This is a genomic window from Rhodococcus sp. WB9, assembly GCF_007558985.1.
Classification (GTDB): Bacteria; Actinomycetota; Actinomycetes; order Mycobacteriales; family Mycobacteriaceae; genus Rhodococcus_F; species Rhodococcus_F opacus.
Window position 1 is genome coordinate 6,352,850 of record NZ_CP041769.1, and the last position, 17,616, is coordinate 6,370,465.

Below are 17,616 nucleotides of genomic sequence, written 5' to 3' on the forward strand. Positions count from 1 at the left end.
ACTGTTTCGGGCGAGGAGGACTACATGTGGGATCCGAACAAATACCTCGACTTCGCGGACCATCGCGGGCGCCCGTTCTACGAGTTGCTGTCGCGAGTCGACGCGCGGTCCCCGCGCCGCGTCGTCGACCTCGGCTGCGGTCCGGGAAACCTGACCGTCAGCCTCGCCGAACGATGGCCGGACGCCGTCCTCGAGGCCTCCGACAGCTCACCCGAGATGGTCGAGGCCGCGCGTGAACGCGGCCTCGACGCCAGCAGGCAGGACGTGCGCGACTGGACGCCGAAGCCCGACACCGACGTCGTCGTCTCCAACGCCGCCCTGCAGTGGGTGCCCGAACACCGGGAGCTGTTGCGTCGCTGGCCGACCCAACTGCCGTCGGGGGCGTGGATCGCGGTGCAGGTTCCCGGCAACTTCGACGCGCCGTCGCACACGATCGTCCGGGCCCTCGCCTCGAGCGACCGGTGGTCCCGGTTGCTGCCGGACGTGCCGTTCCGCGAGAGCAAGGTCGTCGACGATCCCACCGACTACGCCGGTCTACTCGCCGACGCCGGGTGTGCCGTCGACGCGTGGGAGACCACGTACGTGCAACAGCTGACCGGGGAAAACCCGGTTCTGGAGTGGATCACCGGCACCGCGCTCCGCCCGGTCAAGGACGCCCTCGCGGCGCCGGAGTGGGACCGCTTCCGCGACGAGCTCGTCCCACTCCTCGACGAGGCGTACCCCCGGCGACCGGACGGCCGCACGTTCTTCCCGTTCCGGCGCATCTTCGTCGTCGCCCAGGTGCAGTGATCGACCAGGTGCAGTGATCGACCGGCTCAGCCGTGATGTCTCCGGTACGCCGCGGCCGCGCCGGGATGCAGCGGAACCCCCGCGGTGACGATCAGCGACTGCCGGTCCAGGAACTGGCTGCCGGTCGCCTGAGCAGGCACCAGTTCCGCCGCGTGGTCGATGAGCACCTCGACGATGGCCCCGGCGGCACTGTCGGACACGGCCGGGTCGGCGAGCAGCAGGTTCGCGAGACCGATCGTTGCGACCGACGCTTGCTGACCGTACGTGCCGGGCGGAATCAGCACCGGCTCGTAGCGCGGGCCGAACCGCTCCCGCAGCAATTCCAGTTCGGCGGACAGGTCGAGTAGGCGCAGCGGGATTCCGAGATTCGCGAACGACGGGGTGGGCACTCCACCGGCCCACAGAACCGCGTCGACGGTGCCGTCACGCAGCGCCCTCCCCGCGTCGGTCATCGACAGGTGCAGACGCGTCACGTCGCCCGCACCCGCCAGGCCCAGCACCTCGAGGATCCGCTCGCCCGTCAGTTCCGCGCCGGAGCCTGTGGCACCCAGGCTGATTCGGGCTCCTCTCAGCTGCGAGGTGTCCGCGATCCCGGAATCGGCGCGCACCGCGAGTTGCATGTAGTTCTCGTAGACCTTGCCGATGGCGGTGAATCCGGCGCCGGCCTCGAGAGCCGATACGGCGGCGTCGGCGAGGCTCAGAGCCAGTTCCGCGTCTCCTGATGCCAGCGCCGCCAGATTGTCCATCGACCCCGCGGTGCGGACGGGGACGATGCTCACCGGCAGTGCGGCACGCTCCGCGGCCTGGGCCGTCAATTGGGCGAACTCCCAGAAGAATCCGCCCTCCTCACCGGCGGCGAGCCGCAGCGGATCGCGGCCGCCGTCCGAGCACGCGGCGAGCACCGAACCCGTGGCCGCGGTGGCTCCCACGGCGACGACGCCGCGCAGAAGTGCGCGTCGCGTGATCACGGCGCCACCTCCGGAAGGGTCAGCGTCACCCGGAGCCCGTGTGGCTGCTCCGCAGCGATGGTCAGCGCCCCACCGCCGCCTTCGACGAGCGCGGTCGCGATGGACAGCCCGAGCCCGGTGCCCTGCTGCCCCGCCCCGGACCCGCGGAAGAAGCGTGACGACAGTTTGCCGATCTCGTCCTCGCCGACCCCGACCCCGTCGTCGCTCACCCGGATCTCGATTCCCGAGGCGGACCGTCCCGTGTCGATCCGGACCGTCGAACCTCGACCGGCGTACTTGTGTGCGTTGCTGAGCAGGACGTCCAGGACCTGCGCCAGCTGGCTGGATCGGAATTCGGCGACCAGCGGTTCGGCCGGTTCCCGGAGCACGAGGTCCATCGCCGATTCCCCGAGAGCCTCCGTCCAGGCGTCGGCACGGTCCGAGAGGACGGCACCGACGTCGCATCCGCCGTGCGCGGTCTCGTCGTCGGCGGATTCCGCGGGCGATTCGGCGACGGCGAGTGCCAGCAGTCCGTCGAGGATTCCGCCGAGCCGATCGACCTCCATCCCGGTCCGGCGGTAGGTCTCGGCCCCGGACTCCGAGACGTGCGGGCCGAGGGAGTCCAACCGGATGTGCAGGGCCGCGAGGGGGTTTCGAAGCTGATGGGCGGTGTCGGCGATCAGCTGCCGCTGCGCCTGACCGGACGCCTGGACGGCACCCGACATGGTGTCGAACGCCTTCGCGAGTTCCTGGACCTCGGGCGGTCCGCTGTACCGGCCGGTCGGCCGACCGGTGCTGCGGCGCACCCGCGGACGCGGCGACGGGACCGCGTCGGTGAGGGCGCCGACCCTGGCGGTGAGCACCCCGAGCGGACGAACGGTCCACCGGGACAGCGCGATCGCGACCGCGGTGACCGCCGCCAGCGCGACGAGCGCCCCCGCGACGATCACCAGCCACGACGTCCGGATGGATTCACGTGCGGCGCGGGTCGACACGTCCAGGACCACGGCACCGTCCACCTGCGCTCCGGTGCCGACGGGCACGGCCGACAGGACCCGGTCCGCCGACCACGGGGTCAGCGAACCGCTGATCCCCTGCTTCTGGTTGCGCAGTCCCGCCGTGACCGCCGCGGCGACGTCGGAGTCGTCCGGCGACAGTCCAGCTCCCGCGCGAAGGTTGCCTCTCGCGTCGACGATGAGGACGCCCTCGCCGTACAACTCGTGGTAGCGGACCACCTCCTCCCGCAGCAGCGTGGTACTCCCGGGCGCCTGGGTCTGTCCGGCGAGGCTGGCGAAATGCGTCGCGTCCGCCTCCCGGCTCAGCCGCAGAGCCTGGGTTCTCCCGGCGCTGGTGGCCAGCGCGAGCGGGACGGCGAAGGCCACCACCGCGACGGCCGCGAACACCAGTAGAACGGCGAGTACACGGCGGCGCACGTCAGGTGCCCCAGCGGTAGCCGTACCCGCGGATGGTCGAGATGAGCCCGGGCCGGCCCAGTTTCGCGCGCAGCCCGGTCATGTGCACGTCGAGGGTGCGTGAGATGGCCACGTACGCGTCGCCCCACACCGCATCCATCAGTTGCTGGCGGCTCACGGCCGCACCGGGACGGGTGACGAGCACCTCGAGAAGCTCGAACTCCTTGGCCGTCAACGCCACCGGAGCGCCGCCGACCTCCACCTCACGTGCCGCCAGATCGACCACCACGTCACCCTCGGTGACCGTCTGCTCGGCCGAGGCCGCGGTCGCGCGGCGACGCTGGGTCACGACGTCGAGCCGGGCCAGCAATTCCGCGAGCCGCGCCGGCTTGACGAGGTAGTCGTCCGCACCGCCCCGAAGTCCCCGCACCACCGACCGTTCGTCGTCGCGGGCGGTGAGGATCACCACCGGAACGTCGCTGACGGCCCGCAGCTGCCGGAGCACCTGCAGGCCGTCCGCATCGGGGAGACCGAGGTCGAGGATCACCGCGTCCATACCGCGATGGCCGAGAAGGAGATCGGAGCCGCGTCGCATGCGCACCGCCTCGTGGCCGTGGGTGGCCAGTGCTTCCACGAGTGCGTCGCCGACTCCGTCGTCGTCCTCGACCACCGCGATCTGCACTTCTCTTCCCTTCGATCAGCTCCGCGAGTCGACCAGCTCGACGTCGTCGCCCGGGGTGTCCTCCCGGCTGGTCGCCCGGTCGAGCGGCGAACCGTCCGAAGTCTCACGCATGAAGAAGTAGACGACGAGCGAGATCGCGATACACCCGGTCACGTAGTAGAAGAATAGCGATTCGTGGCCGGCCCGCTTCAGGGCGAGGGCGACGGTCTCGACCGTTCCGCCGAAGATCGCCAGTGTGAGAGCGTACGGCAGCCCGACCCCGAGCGCGCGGACCTTGGTCGGGAACAGCTCGGTCTTCACGATCGCGTTCACCGACGTGTATCCGGTGACGACGATCAGTCCCAGCATCATCAGGCCGAACGCGACCAGGGGGTTCGTTGTCTTCCCGAGCGCGGTCATCAGCGGCACGGTCAGGACGGTTCCGCCGATCCCGAAGAAGATGAGCAGCTTCCGGCGACCGATGCGGTCGGACAATGCGCCGCCGATCGGCTGCAACACGATGAACACCAGCAGGGCCGCGAAGTTGATCCACGCCACCGTGTCCTTGGAGATGCCGGACGTGTTGATCATGTACTTCTGCATGTACGTGGTGTACGTGTAGAACGCCACGCAACCACCGAGCGTCAGTGCGCACACCAGCAGGCACTCGCGGGGGTACTGCAGCAGCATCCGGAGGGAACCTTCCTTCGGCCCACCGTCCGAGATGTCTGCGTCACGCTTCGCCTCCACCTCGTCGGTGAACGCCTCCGATTCGTCCATCGTGCGACGGAGCCACATCACCGCGACGGCACCGGCGGCGCCGATCAGGAACGGAATCCGCCAGCCCCACGACTGCATGGCCTCCGCAGGCAGCGTCAGCTGCAGGATGATCTGCACACCCAGTGCGATCAGCTGCCCGGCGACGAGCGTGACGTACTGGAAGCTCGAGTAGAACCCGCGCCGGCCGGGCGACGCGACCTCGGCCAGGTACGTGGCGCTGGTGGCGTACTCGCCGCCGACCGACAGTCCCTGCAGCATCCGGGCGATCACCAGCAGCACCGGTGCCACGAGCCCGATGCTCGCGTAGGACGGCGTGACGGCGATGACGAGGGAACCCGCCGCCATCACGGTCACCGACAGGGTGAGCGCCGATCGGCGTCCGTGCCGGTCGGCGTACCGTCCCATGATCCAGCCGCCGATCGGCCGCATCAGGAACCCGACCGCGAAAACGGCTGCCGTGGAAAGCAGCTGCGCGGTGGTGTCGCCCTCCGGGAAGAACTCCTTCGCGAAGTACACACTGAACGCCGCGTAGACGTACCAGTCGTACCATTCGATCAGGTTGCCGACCGAACCTTTCAAAACATTGCCGATGACTCGGCGCTCACCCGTCGATGTGGTGCTCACGCGGGACTCCTCTCGATGCCCTGGATCTCTGCGTTCACACCACAGTGGGTCACGTCACATCGATACGGAAGGGCCGCGGAGCCTTCCTAACACTCCCTTAGGGAAGAGCCCCCGTGAGTACTTGTTAACCGCGGGACGTTAACAAGTACTCACGGCTGGGGTGTCCTCGCCGAGCCGCGGCGGCGCGCTGCGATAGCTCGCCGGGGTGGCGCTGAGCCGGATCGGGTTCGCCACCTGACGCACGGGCCGGTCCCTGCGGGGGTCGTCGATCTCGACCACCGGATTCAGCCCGAGCCGCTCGGCCAGCGCCACGGCGTCGGCGATGTCGTTGAGCGGGCCGCACGGGACACCCTGCGCGGTCAGCTTCTCGAACCACTCGTCGGCCGAGCCCGCGGACAGCGCCGCGGTGATGTCCCGGACCAGTTGCTCGCGGTGCGCCACCCGTTGCGTGTTGGTCGCGTACCGCTCGTCGTCGGCGAGTTCGGGCACACCGAGAACCTCGACGAGAGAGGCGAACTGACGGTTGTTCCCCACCGCCAGCACCAGCGGACGGTCGCCGGTCCGGAAGACCTCGTACGGCGCGATGCTGGGGTGCCGGTTGCCCATCGCCTGCGGGACGACACCGGCGCCCACATACCCCGACGTCTGGTTCGCGAGGGCGGATAGCAGCGACGACAGCAGATTCACCTCGACCCGCTGCCCCTCCCCGGTCCGATCACGGTGACGCAGCGCCGAAAGGATCCCGACCGCGGCGTGCAGTCCGGTGATGATGTCGACGACGGCCACCCCGACCTTCGTCGGAACGCCGGGTTCGGGACCGGTGATGCTCATCAGCCCGCCGACGGCCTGGATGAGCAGGTCGTATCCGGGCAGGTCGTTCTGGCCGCCGAACCCGGTCACCGAGCAGTAGACGACGTCGGGATTGATCTCCCTCACGGCGTCGTAGCCGAGCCCGAGCCGGTCCATCGTGCCGGGAAGGAAGTTCTCCACCACCACGTCGGCCCGGGCGGTCAGTTCCCGCGCCTGCTGCAGGTCGGCGGGGTCGCGCAGATCCCAGGCGAAGGACCGCTTGTTGCGGTTGACGGACTGGAAGTAGGTGGATTCGTCGCCCACCCACGGCGGCCCCCACTGCCGGGTGTCGTCCCCGACGCCGGCACGCTCGATCTTGACGACGTCGGCGCCGAGATCGGCGAGCAGCATCGTGGCGTACGGCCCGGCGAGCACCCGTCCGAAGTCGGCGATCAGCAGGCCGTCCAGGGACGCGCTCCCAGCCGACTCGAGCGACCTGCTCACCGGAACGCTGCCTCGCCCGTCAGCGCCTTGCCGATCACGAGCTGGTGCACCTCGGACGTTCCCTCGTAGGTGAGCACGGACTCGAGGTTGTTGGCGTGACGGATCACGGGGTATTCCAGCGTGATTCCGTTGGCGCCGAGGATGGTCCGGCACTCGCGGGCGATGGCGATGGCCTCGCGGACGTTGTTCAGCTTGCCCGTGCTGACCTGCTCGGGACGCGCCTCGCCGCGATCCTTCAGACGTCCGAGGTGGTACGCGAGCAGGTGGCCTTTACCGACCTCGAGGGCCATGTCGGCGATCTTGACCTGCGTGATCTGGTAAGCGGCGAGCGACTTGTCGAAGACCTGACGGTCCTGCGCGTAGGAGATGGCCGATTCGAGGCAGTCGCGGGCGGCGCCCATCGCGCCGAAGATGATGCCGAACCGGGCCTCGTTGAGGCAGCCCAGCGGACCGGACAGTCCCTTGGCCTCCGGCAGCATCGCGGATCCGGGCAGCCGGACGTCCTCGAGCACGAGTTCCGAGGTGACGGACGCCCGCAGCGACATCTTGTGCTTGATCTCGGGCGCCGAGAAGCCAGGCGTGTCGGTGGGCACGACGAATCCGCGGATGCCGTCGTCGGTGCGTGCCCACACGACGGCGACGTCGGCGACGGACCCGTTGGTGATCCACATCTTGGTGCCGTTGAGGATCCAGTCGTCACCGTCCCGCTTGGCGCCCGTGCGCATGCCGGCGGGGTTGGAGCCGAAGTCGGGCTCGGTCAGTCCGAAGCAGCCGATCGCCGTGCCCGCGGCCATGCGGGGCAGCCATTCCTGCTTCTGGTCTTCGCTGCCGTAGTGGTGGATCGCGTACATGGCCAGCGAGCCCTGGACGGACACGAGGCTGCGGATTCCCGAGTCGACGGCCTCGAGTTCCAGGCAGGCAAGGCCGTAGGCGGTGGCGCTCATACCGGCGCAGCCGTATCCCTCGAGGTGCATGCCGAGCACGCCGAGTTCGCCCAGCCCTTCCGCCAGTTCACGCACGGGCAGTGCCGCCGCTTCGAACCAGTCGCCGATGTGCGGCCGGATCTTCTCGTCCGCGAATCGGCGCACGGTGTCGCGGATCGCGATCTCCTCGGTGTCGAGCAGCGAGTCGAGGGCGAACAGCTGGGACAGGGACTGCGGGTCGGACATTGTTCCTCCACGGGGCCGGTGGGGCTGATGTGCAAACGTTCGCGAGAACGATTGCACGAACGATTTCGTCACGTAGACTAAGGCGCGTTCCGGCGGCCGTCAACCACGACGCCCACCGGCCCCCGTCCCCGAGCGCGAGGATTGCCCGTGAACCAGCCGGACCGCCCGACACGCACCTCCGGGCGTCCGCCTACCCTCCGCGAGATCGCCGAACGCGCCGGCGTCCACGTGTCGACGGCGTCCCGGGTGCTCCGACAGCCCGAGCCTGCCGACGGCTGGTCCGAGGCCGCGCTGCGGGTGCGCGAAGTGGCGGTGGAACTCGGCTACCAGCCCAACCTGTGGGCCGCGAGCCTGCGGACCCGGAAGACCACCACCCTCGGCGTCGTCATGCCGCGACTCACCGACGGCGTGGTCGCGACCATGTTCCAGGGCATCGAGGAGACGGCAACGCAGGCCGGCTACTCCGTGCTGCTATCGAGCCCACCCGACGACCTCGACGCCCAGCGCCGCGCCATCGAGTTCCTCGTCAGCAGGCAGGTGGACGGTCTGCTGCTCAGCAGCCTGCACAGTCCCGGCCGCGAATTCGTCGACTCGCTGTCGGTGGGGGCACTGCCGATGCTGCAGCTCAACCGGCACGCCGACGTCGGTCTGCCGTTCGTGTCCGGCGACGACCACCGCGGCGGCTACCTCGCCGGACGCCATCTCCTCGACCGCGGCTTCACCGAGGTCGCCGTCATCGCAGGCCCCGACCATGCGAGCACCTCCCGCGACCGCCTCGCCGGGTTCCGCGACGCGCTGGCCGAGAACGGCATCGAACTCCGCCCGGATCGCGTCGTCCGCTCCGACTTCGACGTGTCCGGCGGTGTCGCCGCGGCCACCGTCCTCCTCGAGTCGGATTCGCGTCCCGAGGCGATCTTCACCGTCAGCGACACCATCGCGATCGGCGTACTCGGCGTCGCCCGGGACCTCGGGCTGCGGATCCCCGAAGACCTCGCGCTCGTCGGATACAACGACATTCCGGTGGTCGCCCAGCTGCCGGTGCCGCTGACGACCGTCCGGTCACCCGCGCGCCTGATCGGCGCGACGGGTGTGCGTCATCTCCTGTCGATCATCGCGGGCAACGACGTGGAATCGGTGAAACTCCCGGTCGAGCTGATCGAGCGGGCGTCGACCAGGAAGTAGTCAGAGCGTCGCCCGCAGTTCGCGTTTGAGAAGCTTCCCGCTCTGGTTGCGGGGCAGCTCGTCCACGAACACCACCTGCTTGGGCACCTTGAACGGCGCGATGCGCTCCTTGACGTGGGCGATCAACCCGTCCGGCGTCACACCGGCCGCGTTCGCCCGCAGCACCACCACCGCGGTGATCGCCTCGATCCACTTGTCGTCCGGCGTCCCGATGACGGCCACCTCGGCCACGTCCGGATGCGTGTAGACGGCGTCCTCGACCTCGCGCGACGCCACCAGGATGCCGCCGGTGTTGATGACGTCCTTGATGCGGTCGACGACGGTGATGTACCCCTCCGGGTCCCGCGTCACCAGATCGCCCGAGCGGAACCAGCCGTCGCGGAACGCCTCCGCGGTGGCGTCGGGGTTGTCCCAGTACCCCAGGCACAGCTGGGGTGAACGGTAGAGCACCTCACCGGGCGTGCCGTCCGGAACGTCGTTGCCGTCCGGATCCACCACCCGCGTTTCGACGAAGAACACGGCCTTGCCGCACGACGACGGCCGCTCCTCGTGCTCCTCGGGCTGCAGCACCGTGGCGAGCGGACCGATCTCGGACTGTCCGAAGCAGTTGTAGAACCCGAGGTCGGGGTAGCGTTCACGCAGCCTGTTCAGCACCGTCACCGGCATGATCGACGCGCCGTACTGCGCCTTCTTCAGCGACGACAGGTCGCGGGTCTCGAGATCCGGATGTCCGGCGAGCGGCACCCACACCGTCGGCGCCAGGAACAGCGAGCCGATGCGATCCGCCTCGATGCGCCGCAGGATCTCCGAGATGTCCGGGGTCTGCATCAGATTCACGGTGGCGCCCACCGACAGGTACGGCATCATGAAGACGTGCATGCCCGCCGAGTGGTACAGCGGCATGCAGATCAGCGGAGTGTCGCCGTCGCTCAGCGCGAGGGCGATCACCGAGGACACGTACTCGTGCACGAGACCGCCGTGAGTCATCATGGCGCCCTTCGGCTTCGACGTCGTCCCGGACGTGTACAGCAACTGTGCCAGATCGGTGGATGCGACCGGCACCGCGAGCACGGGAACGTCGCCGGAGCCGCTGTGGGCGAGAAGCGAGTCTTCGGCGTCGCGCAGGGGAACGATGTGCCGCAGTTCGAGCGCGTCCCGGACCGAGTCGAGCGTGCCCCTCAGCGCCGGATCGACCAGCACGGCGGCGCTCCCGGACTGCGACACCAGATAGGTCAGCTCCTCGCCCTCGAGCGCATAGTTGACGGGGACGTGCACGAGACCCGCACGCGCGCAGGCCAGGAACCCGATCGTGTACGCGTCCGAGTTGGTGCCGTACGCGGCCACCCGCTCACCGGCCGACAGTCCGAGCGACTGCAGGTAGGCGGCCGCTCGGCTGACCGCGTCGTCGAGTTCACGGTACGTCCACGTGCGGTCCTCGAACGTCAGTGCCCTGCGGTCGGGGAACTTGGCGGCCGAGCGCCGCAGCACTCCGTCGACGGTATCGGTACGCGCATCCAGACTCATGCACGAAGGTTATAGGACGTCCAAGTACCTTGCCGGAGGTTTCGGCTACCGCCCTGCAGGCACCAACATCGGCTCGTGCATGTCGTAGTACGACACGTCGCCCATCAACCGCCCCTCTTCCTCGAACAACGACCGCAGGTCGTCCGGGATCTCGACCTTCTCGTGTTCGCGGGCCTCCGATTCCGAGGTGAAGTACACCGCCTCGACATACCCGCCGTCGCCGTACGTGCACAACGTTCCGCCGAGGATCTCCGGGCGCAGCTGATGAACCTGGGGTTCGGCCTGTTCCAGCAGCTCCCGCATCCGACTCGCGTCGGAGGTATGCCCCTCCATGACCTGAACGAATGTCGCGTCGTCCGAGCCACCACCCATCCACTCCATCACGTCCGGGCAGTCCATGAACGACACGGCACCCTCGAAGCACCTCTCGGTCTCCGCCCACCACGCACCCTGCTCGGGACGCTCGCTGTTACGCCGGGCGGCTTCGGCCGATTCGAACCGCGCGAGGGCGATGAACGTTCCGTCGTCGCACAATCCCTGGGTGCAGCCCAGGAAGCCCGTCGCTCCCGGTCGCACGTCCTCCGTCCAGCGGTCCATGCACCGGCGCAGGCCGGCCTCGTCGGACACCTTTCCTTGAATAACCTGGATGAACATCGATAGTCACCTCCCGCGGGGGTCGCCCCGCAGTGAGAACGATCTCGGTGACCGACCCGTCGCGGTCCACCGTCAGCGGGCACCGACGGCCCGCGGCCGCAGCCACTGCACACTTGATCCTTCGCCGGTTCGCTGGACCGCGCAATGCAGACAGCGCGCGCTATTTTCCCTGCCACTGCGGTGTGCGCTTCTCGACGAACGCCTGCATGCCCTCCTGGGCGTCGCACGTGATCGCGTTGGTGGCCATCGTCTCCGCCATCGCCGCGTAGGCCTCGCCCTGAGGGAGCTCGATCTGCCGGTAGAACGCCTGCTTGCCGATCTTCACCGTGAGCGGGCTGGCCTTCGTGATCTTCGCGGCGAGAGCCCGGGTCTGCGCGTCGAGTTCCTCGGGTGCCACGACCAGGTTCACCAGCCCCCAGTCCGCGGCGGTCTCCGCCCCGATCGTCTCCCCCGTGAGCAGCATCTGCAGGGCACGCTTACGTCCGATCGCGCGGCTGAGGGCCACCATCGGGGTGGAGCAGAACAGGCCGATCTTCACCCCCGGCGTCCCGAACACGGCGTTCGACGACGCGACGACCAGGTCGCACGACGCCGCGAGCTGACAGCCCGCCGCGACGGCCGCGCCCTGGACGGACGCGATGACCGGTTGGGGAATGTCCTGCACGGTCTGCATCATCTCGACGCAGGTGTCGAAGATGGCCTGCTCGTCCTCGAGTGTGCGGCCGATCATCTCCTTCAGGTCGTGGCCTGCGGAGAACACCGGTCCTGCAGCCCTGATGACGACGACGCGGGTGGTGTCGTCGTCGCCCAGCTTCCGGAGCGCCGCGGTGACGTCCCGCATGGCCTCGGACGACAGCGGATTGCGCTGCTCGGGGCGGTTCAGGGTGAGGAACGCGACGCCGGTGTCCGGCTCGGCAGTGGTCTCGACGAAGTTCTCGGTCATGACTACTGCCTACCACCCGTGAGTACTTGTCAACCGCCCGCGGTTAACAAGTACTCACGGGTGGAGCGATGCGGGCCCGCACCTCGCCGAAGCCGATGCGGGTGCCGTTCGGGCCCGGTGCGGTGGCGGAGATGGCGATCTCGTCGCCGTCCTCGAGGAACGTTCGCTTCTCGTCCCCCACGACAACGGGTTCCTGTCCACCCCAGGTCAGTTCGATGAACGCGCCGCGCTGATCCTTCTCGGGTCCGGAGATGGTGCCCGACGCGAACAGGTCGCCCGTGCTGGCTGCGGCGCCGTTGATCGTGGTGTGCGCGAGCATCTGCGCCGGCGACCAGTACATCTGCGCGTACGGCGGCCGCGACACGACGTGTCCGTTCCATTCGACGGCCAGGTCGATGTCCAGGCCCCACTTCTCCTCGCCGCGCAGGTACGGCAGCGGCTGCGGATCCTGCGTCGGGGTGTCGATGCGGGCCGCCTCGAGCGCGTCGAGGGGAACCACCCACGGGGAGATGGACGTCGCGAAGCTCTTCCCGAGGAACGGACCGAGTGGCACGTACTCCCAGGCCTGGATGTCGCGGGCGGACCAGTCGTTCACGACGACCGCACCGAACACATACTCCGCGAACTGATCCGGGGTGATCGTCTCCCCCAGTTTCGTCGGGACGCCGACGAGGAAGCCCATCTCGGCCTCGATGTCGAGGCGGCGGGACGGACCGAAGTCGGGGGCGTCCTGAGCCGGGGTCTTGCGCTGCCCGCAGGGCCGGATGACGTCGGTGCCCGACACGATGACGGTGCTCGACCGCCCGTGGTACCCGACCGGCAGGTGCTTCCAGTTGGGCATCAGCGGCTCGGAGTCGGGGCGGAACAGTCGGCCGAGGTTGGTGGCGTGATTCTCGGAGGCGTAGAAGTCGACGTAGTCGGCGACGGCCACCGGCAGGTGCATGGTCACGTCGGAAACCGCGAACACCGCGGTGTCGGCGACGTCGCCCTGCACGAGTTCGGTGATCTGCCTGCGGACCTCGGTCCAGCGGGCCCGGCCCTGCGCCATGAAGGCGTTGAGGGTGGGCTGCGCGAAGACGTCGTCACCCAGGGCGGCGGCGAGATCCACGACGGAATCTCCCACCCGCACTCCGACCCGTGGGGCCGAGTCAGCGGTCGAGAACACACCGTACGGCAGGTTCTCGATCCCGAAAAGGGAATCGGCGGGGATGTCGAGGACGGTCATGCGTGGGCTCCTTGATCTGCGGAGGCGAGGGCGGAAGACGGCACGAGGTGCAGTGCGACGAGATCCTCGAGGGGTTCGAGGATGCTGCACGTGCCGAAGGATCGGAAGGCGGTGCGAACGGCGCCGACGACGTCGGCAGGGAGGTCGCGCAATTCGCGGGCGAGCAGTGCGCCGTCGCGTTCGGCGAGGGTGGCGGCCACCTCGTCGACACCGGCGCCGCCGAGTGCGTGCCGGGTGGCGAGCAGCACGTTGAGGAAACCGTGCTGTTCGAACCCCGTGTGCGGATCGGTGTTGCGGACGGCGTGGTGCAGCCCGGCCGTGGCCTTGAACGGAACGCCCGACGCGATGACGGTGGCGAGGGCGGACGCGAGTTCGTCCTCGTCCGGGTAGGCCTCGGCGACCACGCCTCCCGTGCGGAACTTCGCGGCGAACGGGCTACCGGTCAGCGCGGCGAGGAAATCGGCGCGACGCTCGCCGCGCGGAACCTCAACGAACACGTCGAGTCCGGCGGTCAGCGTCTCGACGGCGTCCATCGCGGCGAAGAACTCCGCGGCCGTCTGCTCCGCCGGCGCCGCGATCTCGAGTGCCACCGCGGTGGCACCGCCGATCTGCGCGAGGCGGTCCAGTGCGGGTTCGAGCGTGGCCGGGCCATCGGGCAGTGTCAGGCTCAGATCGAGCGGACCAGGTGTCAGTTCGTCGAGCCGGGCGACCGGAAAGACGAAGGGGCCGACCAGGTCCGCGTACGCCGCCGACAAATGTCCGGCGTGCGCGGGCACGGCGTCGGGCAGGGGTGCGTTACCGGGGGGGAAGAGGGCGGCGTCGTCGCAGAGCCGGGCGAAGAGGGCGGAGATCACTGCTTGGGCCCCCGTCCTGCCCACGTCCACGCGTAGCCCGAGTCCTCGCAGGCCACTGCACCCTCGCCGAGTTCGAGCGGGCGGAACGTGTCGACCATGACGGCGAGTTCGTCGAAGAACTCGGCCCCGATGCTGCGTTCGTACGCGCCCGGCTGCGGACCGTGCGCATGCCCGCCGGGGTGAATCGAGATCGAACCCTGGCCGATGCCGGAACCCTTGCGCGCCTCGTAGTCTCCGCCGACGTAGAACATGATCTCGTCGGAGTCGACGTTCGAGTGGTAGTACGGCACCGGAATCGACAGCGGGTGGTAGTCGACCTTGCGGGGCACGAAGTTGCAGATGACGAAGTTGTTGCCTTCGAACGCCTGATGCGCCGGCGGCGGCTGGTGCACGCGACCGGTGATGGGCTCGTAGTCGGAGATGTTGAACGTGTAGGGGTAGAGGCACCCGTCCCAGCCCACGACGTCGAAGGGATGCTGCGGGTACACCATTCGCGTGCCGACGATCCCGTGCGACGTCCGGTGCTTGACGAGCACCTCCACGTCGGCGCCCTCGACCTGCAACGTGTCGGACGGCCCGTGCAGGTCGCGCTCGCAGTAGGGTGCGTTCTCGAGCAACTGGCCGAACCGGGACAGATAACGCTTCGGCGGGACGATGTGACTGTTGGCCTCCATCGCGTAGGCGCGCAACGGTTCCGGGCCGCGCGGGATCCAGCGGTGGGTGGTCGACATCGGAATGAGAACGTAGTCGCCCTGCTTCGCCTCGAGCGCGCCGAACACGGTTTCGACGGTGGCGGCGCCGGATTCGACGTAGACCATCTCGTCGCCGATCGCGTTGCGGTACAGCGGCGACTCCTCGCCGGCAACCACGTAGGAGATGCGGACGTCCGCGTTGCCGAGGATCAACCGGCGTCCGGTGACCACATCGGTGTCGGCCCAGACCGTCTCCGGGAACAGGTCGTGCAACTTCAGGTGACGCGGCTTGAGCGGATGATTGGGAGTCGTGCTCTGGTCGGGCAGCTCCCACACGGTGGCATCGACGATCGCCGACGGGATGTGGCGGTGGTAGAGCAGTGAGGAATCCGAGGAGAAGCCCTCTTCTCCCATCAATTCCTCGAAGTAGAGCTGACCGTTGTCGTCACGGTGCTGGGTGTGCCGCTTGGGCGGGATGTTGCCCACGTGCCGATAGAACGCCATGACCGGCCTCCCTAGAAGTGCGTGTTCCGTAGTAGTAAATACATTAACTAAATTGCGGGCGTGATGGCAAGCACAGATTTTCCGGGAGGCACAGCAGGCTCAGTTACGGCCGCGGACGTCGAACTGGCTGCGATTGGTGATCAGCTTGTCCAGCAGCATGACGAGAATGCGCTGCTCCGGTTCGGTGAGAACACTCGCCCAGGCATGTTCCCGCTCGTTCTGCTCACGGTAGATCTCACCGATCTCGCTCCGGCCCTTCTCGGTGAGCGACAGCTGGACGGACCGGCCGTCCCGCTCGTCCGGAGTCCGCTCCATCAGACCGCCACCGACCAGCGTCTTCGTCAGATTCGAGACCGCAGCCCTGCTCATGCCGGTGAGTTTGGCCGCCGTCTTCGACTCGACGGGGCCGGCCAGCCACGTCACGAACATCAGCCGGAACGCCGACCACGACAGCCCGCGCGGACGGTGAATCGACGACTCCAGGTCGTACGTCACCACGTTCGACGCGCGGTTCAACGTCAGAAGCACCTGGGTGGCGAGTTCGTGCGTCGAGCCGTATTCCGTGCTCAGGCGCTTGTTCGCCAGTTCGATGAACGACCAGAAGTCGAGGCCGTCGGGCACCTCGACGGGCACCGGCGCTGCGTCATCGGTCATGGGGGAACCCTATCGCGAGCGGGTGGCGGGCCCGGTGCCCGCCACCTCCGCATTTAGTATATGCATGAACTATACGCCTTCGGCCTGTGAGTACTTATTAACGTCCGGCGGTTAATAAGTACTCACGGGCGCGTCAGCGCTCGTAGCCCTTCCGCATGTCGTCGACGATCCGCGGGCGGTCGAGGGTGGAGGGCTCGAGTTCGCGGCGGGGCCGGTCGCGCGGGAAGATCGCGGACGCGGCGAGGGTCGGCTCGTCGAGGAAGCGCAGTTCGGGGACGTCGCGGGGCAGGCGCAGGGCCGGCGGTTCGGGTCCGCGCCGGGCGAGGACGTAACCCCAGTCCCCGAAACTCGGCACCAGCACGTGATACGGCGTGACGGCCAGACCCGCGGACGCGACCGTCGACGTGGTGCGCCAGTACGCGTCCGGCGTCGAATAGGGGCTTCCCGACTGCACCACCATCAGTCCGCCGGGGTTCAGGGCGGCGGCGGCGAGACCGTAGAACTCGGTGGAGTACAGGCGTCCGAGCGCCGGGGTGTCCGGATCGGGGAGGTCCACGATGACGGCGTCGAAACCCGAATCGGGTGCGTCCCGTAGCCACCGGAACGCGTCGTCGAGGACGACGTGCACCCGCGGGTCCTGCAGTGCTCCCTGATTCAGCCCGGACAGCCGGGTGTTCGCGAGTTCGATGACCGCCGGGTCGAGTTCCACCTGCACGATCTCCTCGACCCCGGGCAGTCGCAGGACCTCTCGGGCGGCGAGGCCGTCGCCCCCGCCGAGGATCAGTACCCGTTTCGGGTCGTCCGCCATCGCGGGGTACACCAGCGATTCGGTGTACCGATGTTCGTCGACGCTGGAGAACTGGAGGTCGCCGTCGAGGAACAGCCGCACGTCTCCCCCGCGCTCGGTGACGACGATCTCCTGGTACTGCGACCTTTCCGCGGCGACCACCGGATCGGTGTAGAGCCGTTGCCGCGACGTGGTCTCGATGCCGTCGGCGCGCACCAGCAGTACCGCGATGCACGCGGCGGCGACGAGCATTGCCACGACGGCGAGCAACCGGGTGCGCAGGCTCAGCTGCCACCGCAGCAGGATCAGCGCCACCACCGCGGCGGCAACGAGATTGATGATGCCGGTGATGGCGGCGCCGCGGATCATCCCTGCTGCCGGCAGCAGGACGAACGGCCAGAGCAGGCCACCGACCAGGGCGCCTGCGTAGTCGGCGGCGTTGAGGTTTGCCAGCACTTTTCCGGTGCTCTCGGCGTCGGTGTCGCTTCGTCCGGACTGCAGCAGCGTCATCAGCAGCGGCACCTCGGCGCCCACCAGCACACCGATCAGTGCGGTGGCGAGCACCAGAACGATTGCGCTGGAACCGAAGAACGTAAAGGTGACGTACAGGGTCACCGCGCTGAACCCGCCGACGAGTCCGAGGACGATCTCGACGACCACGAACGACGCGGCCGCGGTGGAGAGCAGCGGCTTGGCGGCGAGGGCGCCCACCCCGAGTGCGGCCACGAAACCCGCGACGATCAGCGACGTCTGGGTGATCCCGCCTCCGGTCAGACTGACCGACAGTGTCAGCAGAGCCAGTTCGTAGATCAGCCCGCACGCCGCACAGGCTGCCACCGCGGCGAGCAGGAACCCCCTGGCCCGCCCGCCGAGTGCGCGGGTGGTGGAGGAATTCGGCTCTGCCGCTGTGGTCGTCACGAGA

General features: G+C 68.5%; 16 protein-coding genes. 2 read left to right on the forward strand and 14 right to left on the reverse strand.

Annotation, left to right across the window (positions count from 1 at the left end):
* Positions 1-24: 24 nt before the first annotated feature.
* Complete coding sequence (locus FND50_RS29685) at positions 25-789, forward strand: trans-aconitate 2-methyltransferase (RefSeq protein WP_144288058.1); 765 nt, start codon at positions 25-27, stop codon at positions 787-789.
* A 26-nt stretch (positions 790-815) separates the two neighbouring features.
* Here the strand turns inward: FND50_RS29685 and FND50_RS29690 are convergent, their stop codons facing one another.
* The 6 genes from FND50_RS29690 to FND50_RS29715 all read right to left on the reverse strand — a co-directional run bounded on the left by FND50_RS29690 (position 816) and on the right by FND50_RS29715 (position 7,675).
* Positions 816-1,757, reverse strand: a complete 942-nt coding sequence (locus FND50_RS29690) for a TAXI family TRAP transporter solute-binding subunit (RefSeq protein WP_144288059.1) — start codon at positions 1,755-1,757, stop codon at positions 816-818.
* Positions 1,754-3,169: a HAMP domain-containing sensor histidine kinase gene (locus FND50_RS29695; RefSeq protein ID WP_144288060.1), complete on the reverse strand. Its 1,416-nt coding sequence runs from the start codon at positions 3,167-3,169 to the stop codon at positions 1,754-1,756. Before FND50_RS29695 ends, FND50_RS29690 begins: the two co-directional genes overlap by 4 nt.
* Before the next feature lies 1 nt (position 3,170).
* Entirely contained in the window at positions 3,171-3,830 is a 660-nt protein-coding gene (locus tag FND50_RS29700; protein WP_005261382.1) for a response regulator transcription factor, read from the reverse strand.
* 15 nt (positions 3,831-3,845) lie between these two features.
* The gene (locus FND50_RS29705) at positions 3,846-5,213 is read right to left on the reverse strand and encodes an MFS transporter (RefSeq protein ID WP_144288061.1); all 1,368 of its coding nucleotides are present in this window, start codon (positions 5,211-5,213) and stop codon (positions 3,846-3,848) included.
* 138 nt (positions 5,214-5,351) lie between these two features.
* A complete protein-coding gene (locus tag FND50_RS29710) occupies positions 5,352-6,506 on the reverse strand; it encodes a CaiB/BaiF CoA-transferase family protein (RefSeq protein WP_144288062.1) in 1,155 nt (384 codons plus the stop codon).
* The gene (locus FND50_RS29715; protein WP_144288063.1) at positions 6,503-7,675 is read right to left on the reverse strand and encodes an acyl-CoA dehydrogenase family protein; all 1,173 of its coding nucleotides are present in this window, start codon (positions 7,673-7,675) and stop codon (positions 6,503-6,505) included. Before FND50_RS29715 ends, FND50_RS29710 begins: the two co-directional genes overlap by 4 nt.
* A 147-nt stretch (positions 7,676-7,822) precedes the next feature.
* Here FND50_RS29715 and FND50_RS29720 point away from each other — a divergent pair, with 147 nt between their 5' ends.
* Positions 7,823-8,857, forward strand: coding sequence for a LacI family DNA-binding transcriptional regulator (locus FND50_RS29720; RefSeq protein ID WP_005569540.1), 1,035 nt, complete (start codon positions 7,823-7,825; stop codon positions 8,855-8,857).
* On the opposite strand, the gene FND50_RS29725 is transcribed toward FND50_RS29720, so the two are convergent.
* The 8 genes from FND50_RS29725 to FND50_RS29760 all read right to left on the reverse strand — a co-directional run bounded on the left by FND50_RS29725 (position 8,858) and on the right by FND50_RS29760 (position 17,612).
* Positions 8,858-10,381 (reverse strand): acyl-CoA synthetase, encoded by a 1,524-nt coding sequence (locus FND50_RS29725; protein ID WP_144288064.1) that lies wholly within the window; start codon positions 10,379-10,381, stop codon positions 8,858-8,860.
* Between the two features lie 45 nt (positions 10,382-10,426).
* Complete coding sequence (locus FND50_RS29730; protein WP_007296521.1) at positions 10,427-11,035, reverse strand: hypothetical protein; 609 nt, start codon at positions 11,033-11,035, stop codon at positions 10,427-10,429.
* Between the two features lie 160 nt (positions 11,036-11,195).
* Entirely contained in the window at positions 11,196-11,978 is a 783-nt protein-coding gene (locus FND50_RS29735) for an enoyl-CoA hydratase (protein WP_061697819.1), read from the reverse strand.
* Between the two features lie 43 nt (positions 11,979-12,021).
* Entirely contained in the window at positions 12,022-13,203 is a 1,182-nt protein-coding gene (gene fahA, locus FND50_RS29740) for a fumarylacetoacetase (protein WP_144288065.1), read from the reverse strand.
* Positions 13,200-14,057: a hypothetical protein gene (locus FND50_RS29745; protein ID WP_144289196.1), complete on the reverse strand. Its 858-nt coding sequence runs from the start codon at positions 14,055-14,057 to the stop codon at positions 13,200-13,202. Before FND50_RS29745 ends, fahA begins: the two co-directional genes overlap by 4 nt.
* Positions 14,054-15,253 (reverse strand): homogentisate 1,2-dioxygenase, encoded by a 1,200-nt coding sequence (locus FND50_RS29750; protein ID WP_144288066.1) that lies wholly within the window; start codon positions 15,251-15,253, stop codon positions 14,054-14,056. Before FND50_RS29750 ends, FND50_RS29745 begins: the two co-directional genes overlap by 4 nt.
* Before the next feature lie 99 nt (positions 15,254-15,352).
* The gene (locus tag FND50_RS29755) at positions 15,353-15,907 is read right to left on the reverse strand and encodes a MarR family winged helix-turn-helix transcriptional regulator (protein WP_144288067.1); all 555 of its coding nucleotides are present in this window, start codon (positions 15,905-15,907) and stop codon (positions 15,353-15,355) included.
* 133 nt (positions 15,908-16,040) lie between these two features.
* Complete coding sequence (locus tag FND50_RS29760; RefSeq protein WP_144288068.1) at positions 16,041-17,612, reverse strand: polyamine aminopropyltransferase; 1,572 nt, start codon at positions 17,610-17,612, stop codon at positions 16,041-16,043.
* Between the last annotated feature and the right edge of the window lie 4 nt (positions 17,613-17,616).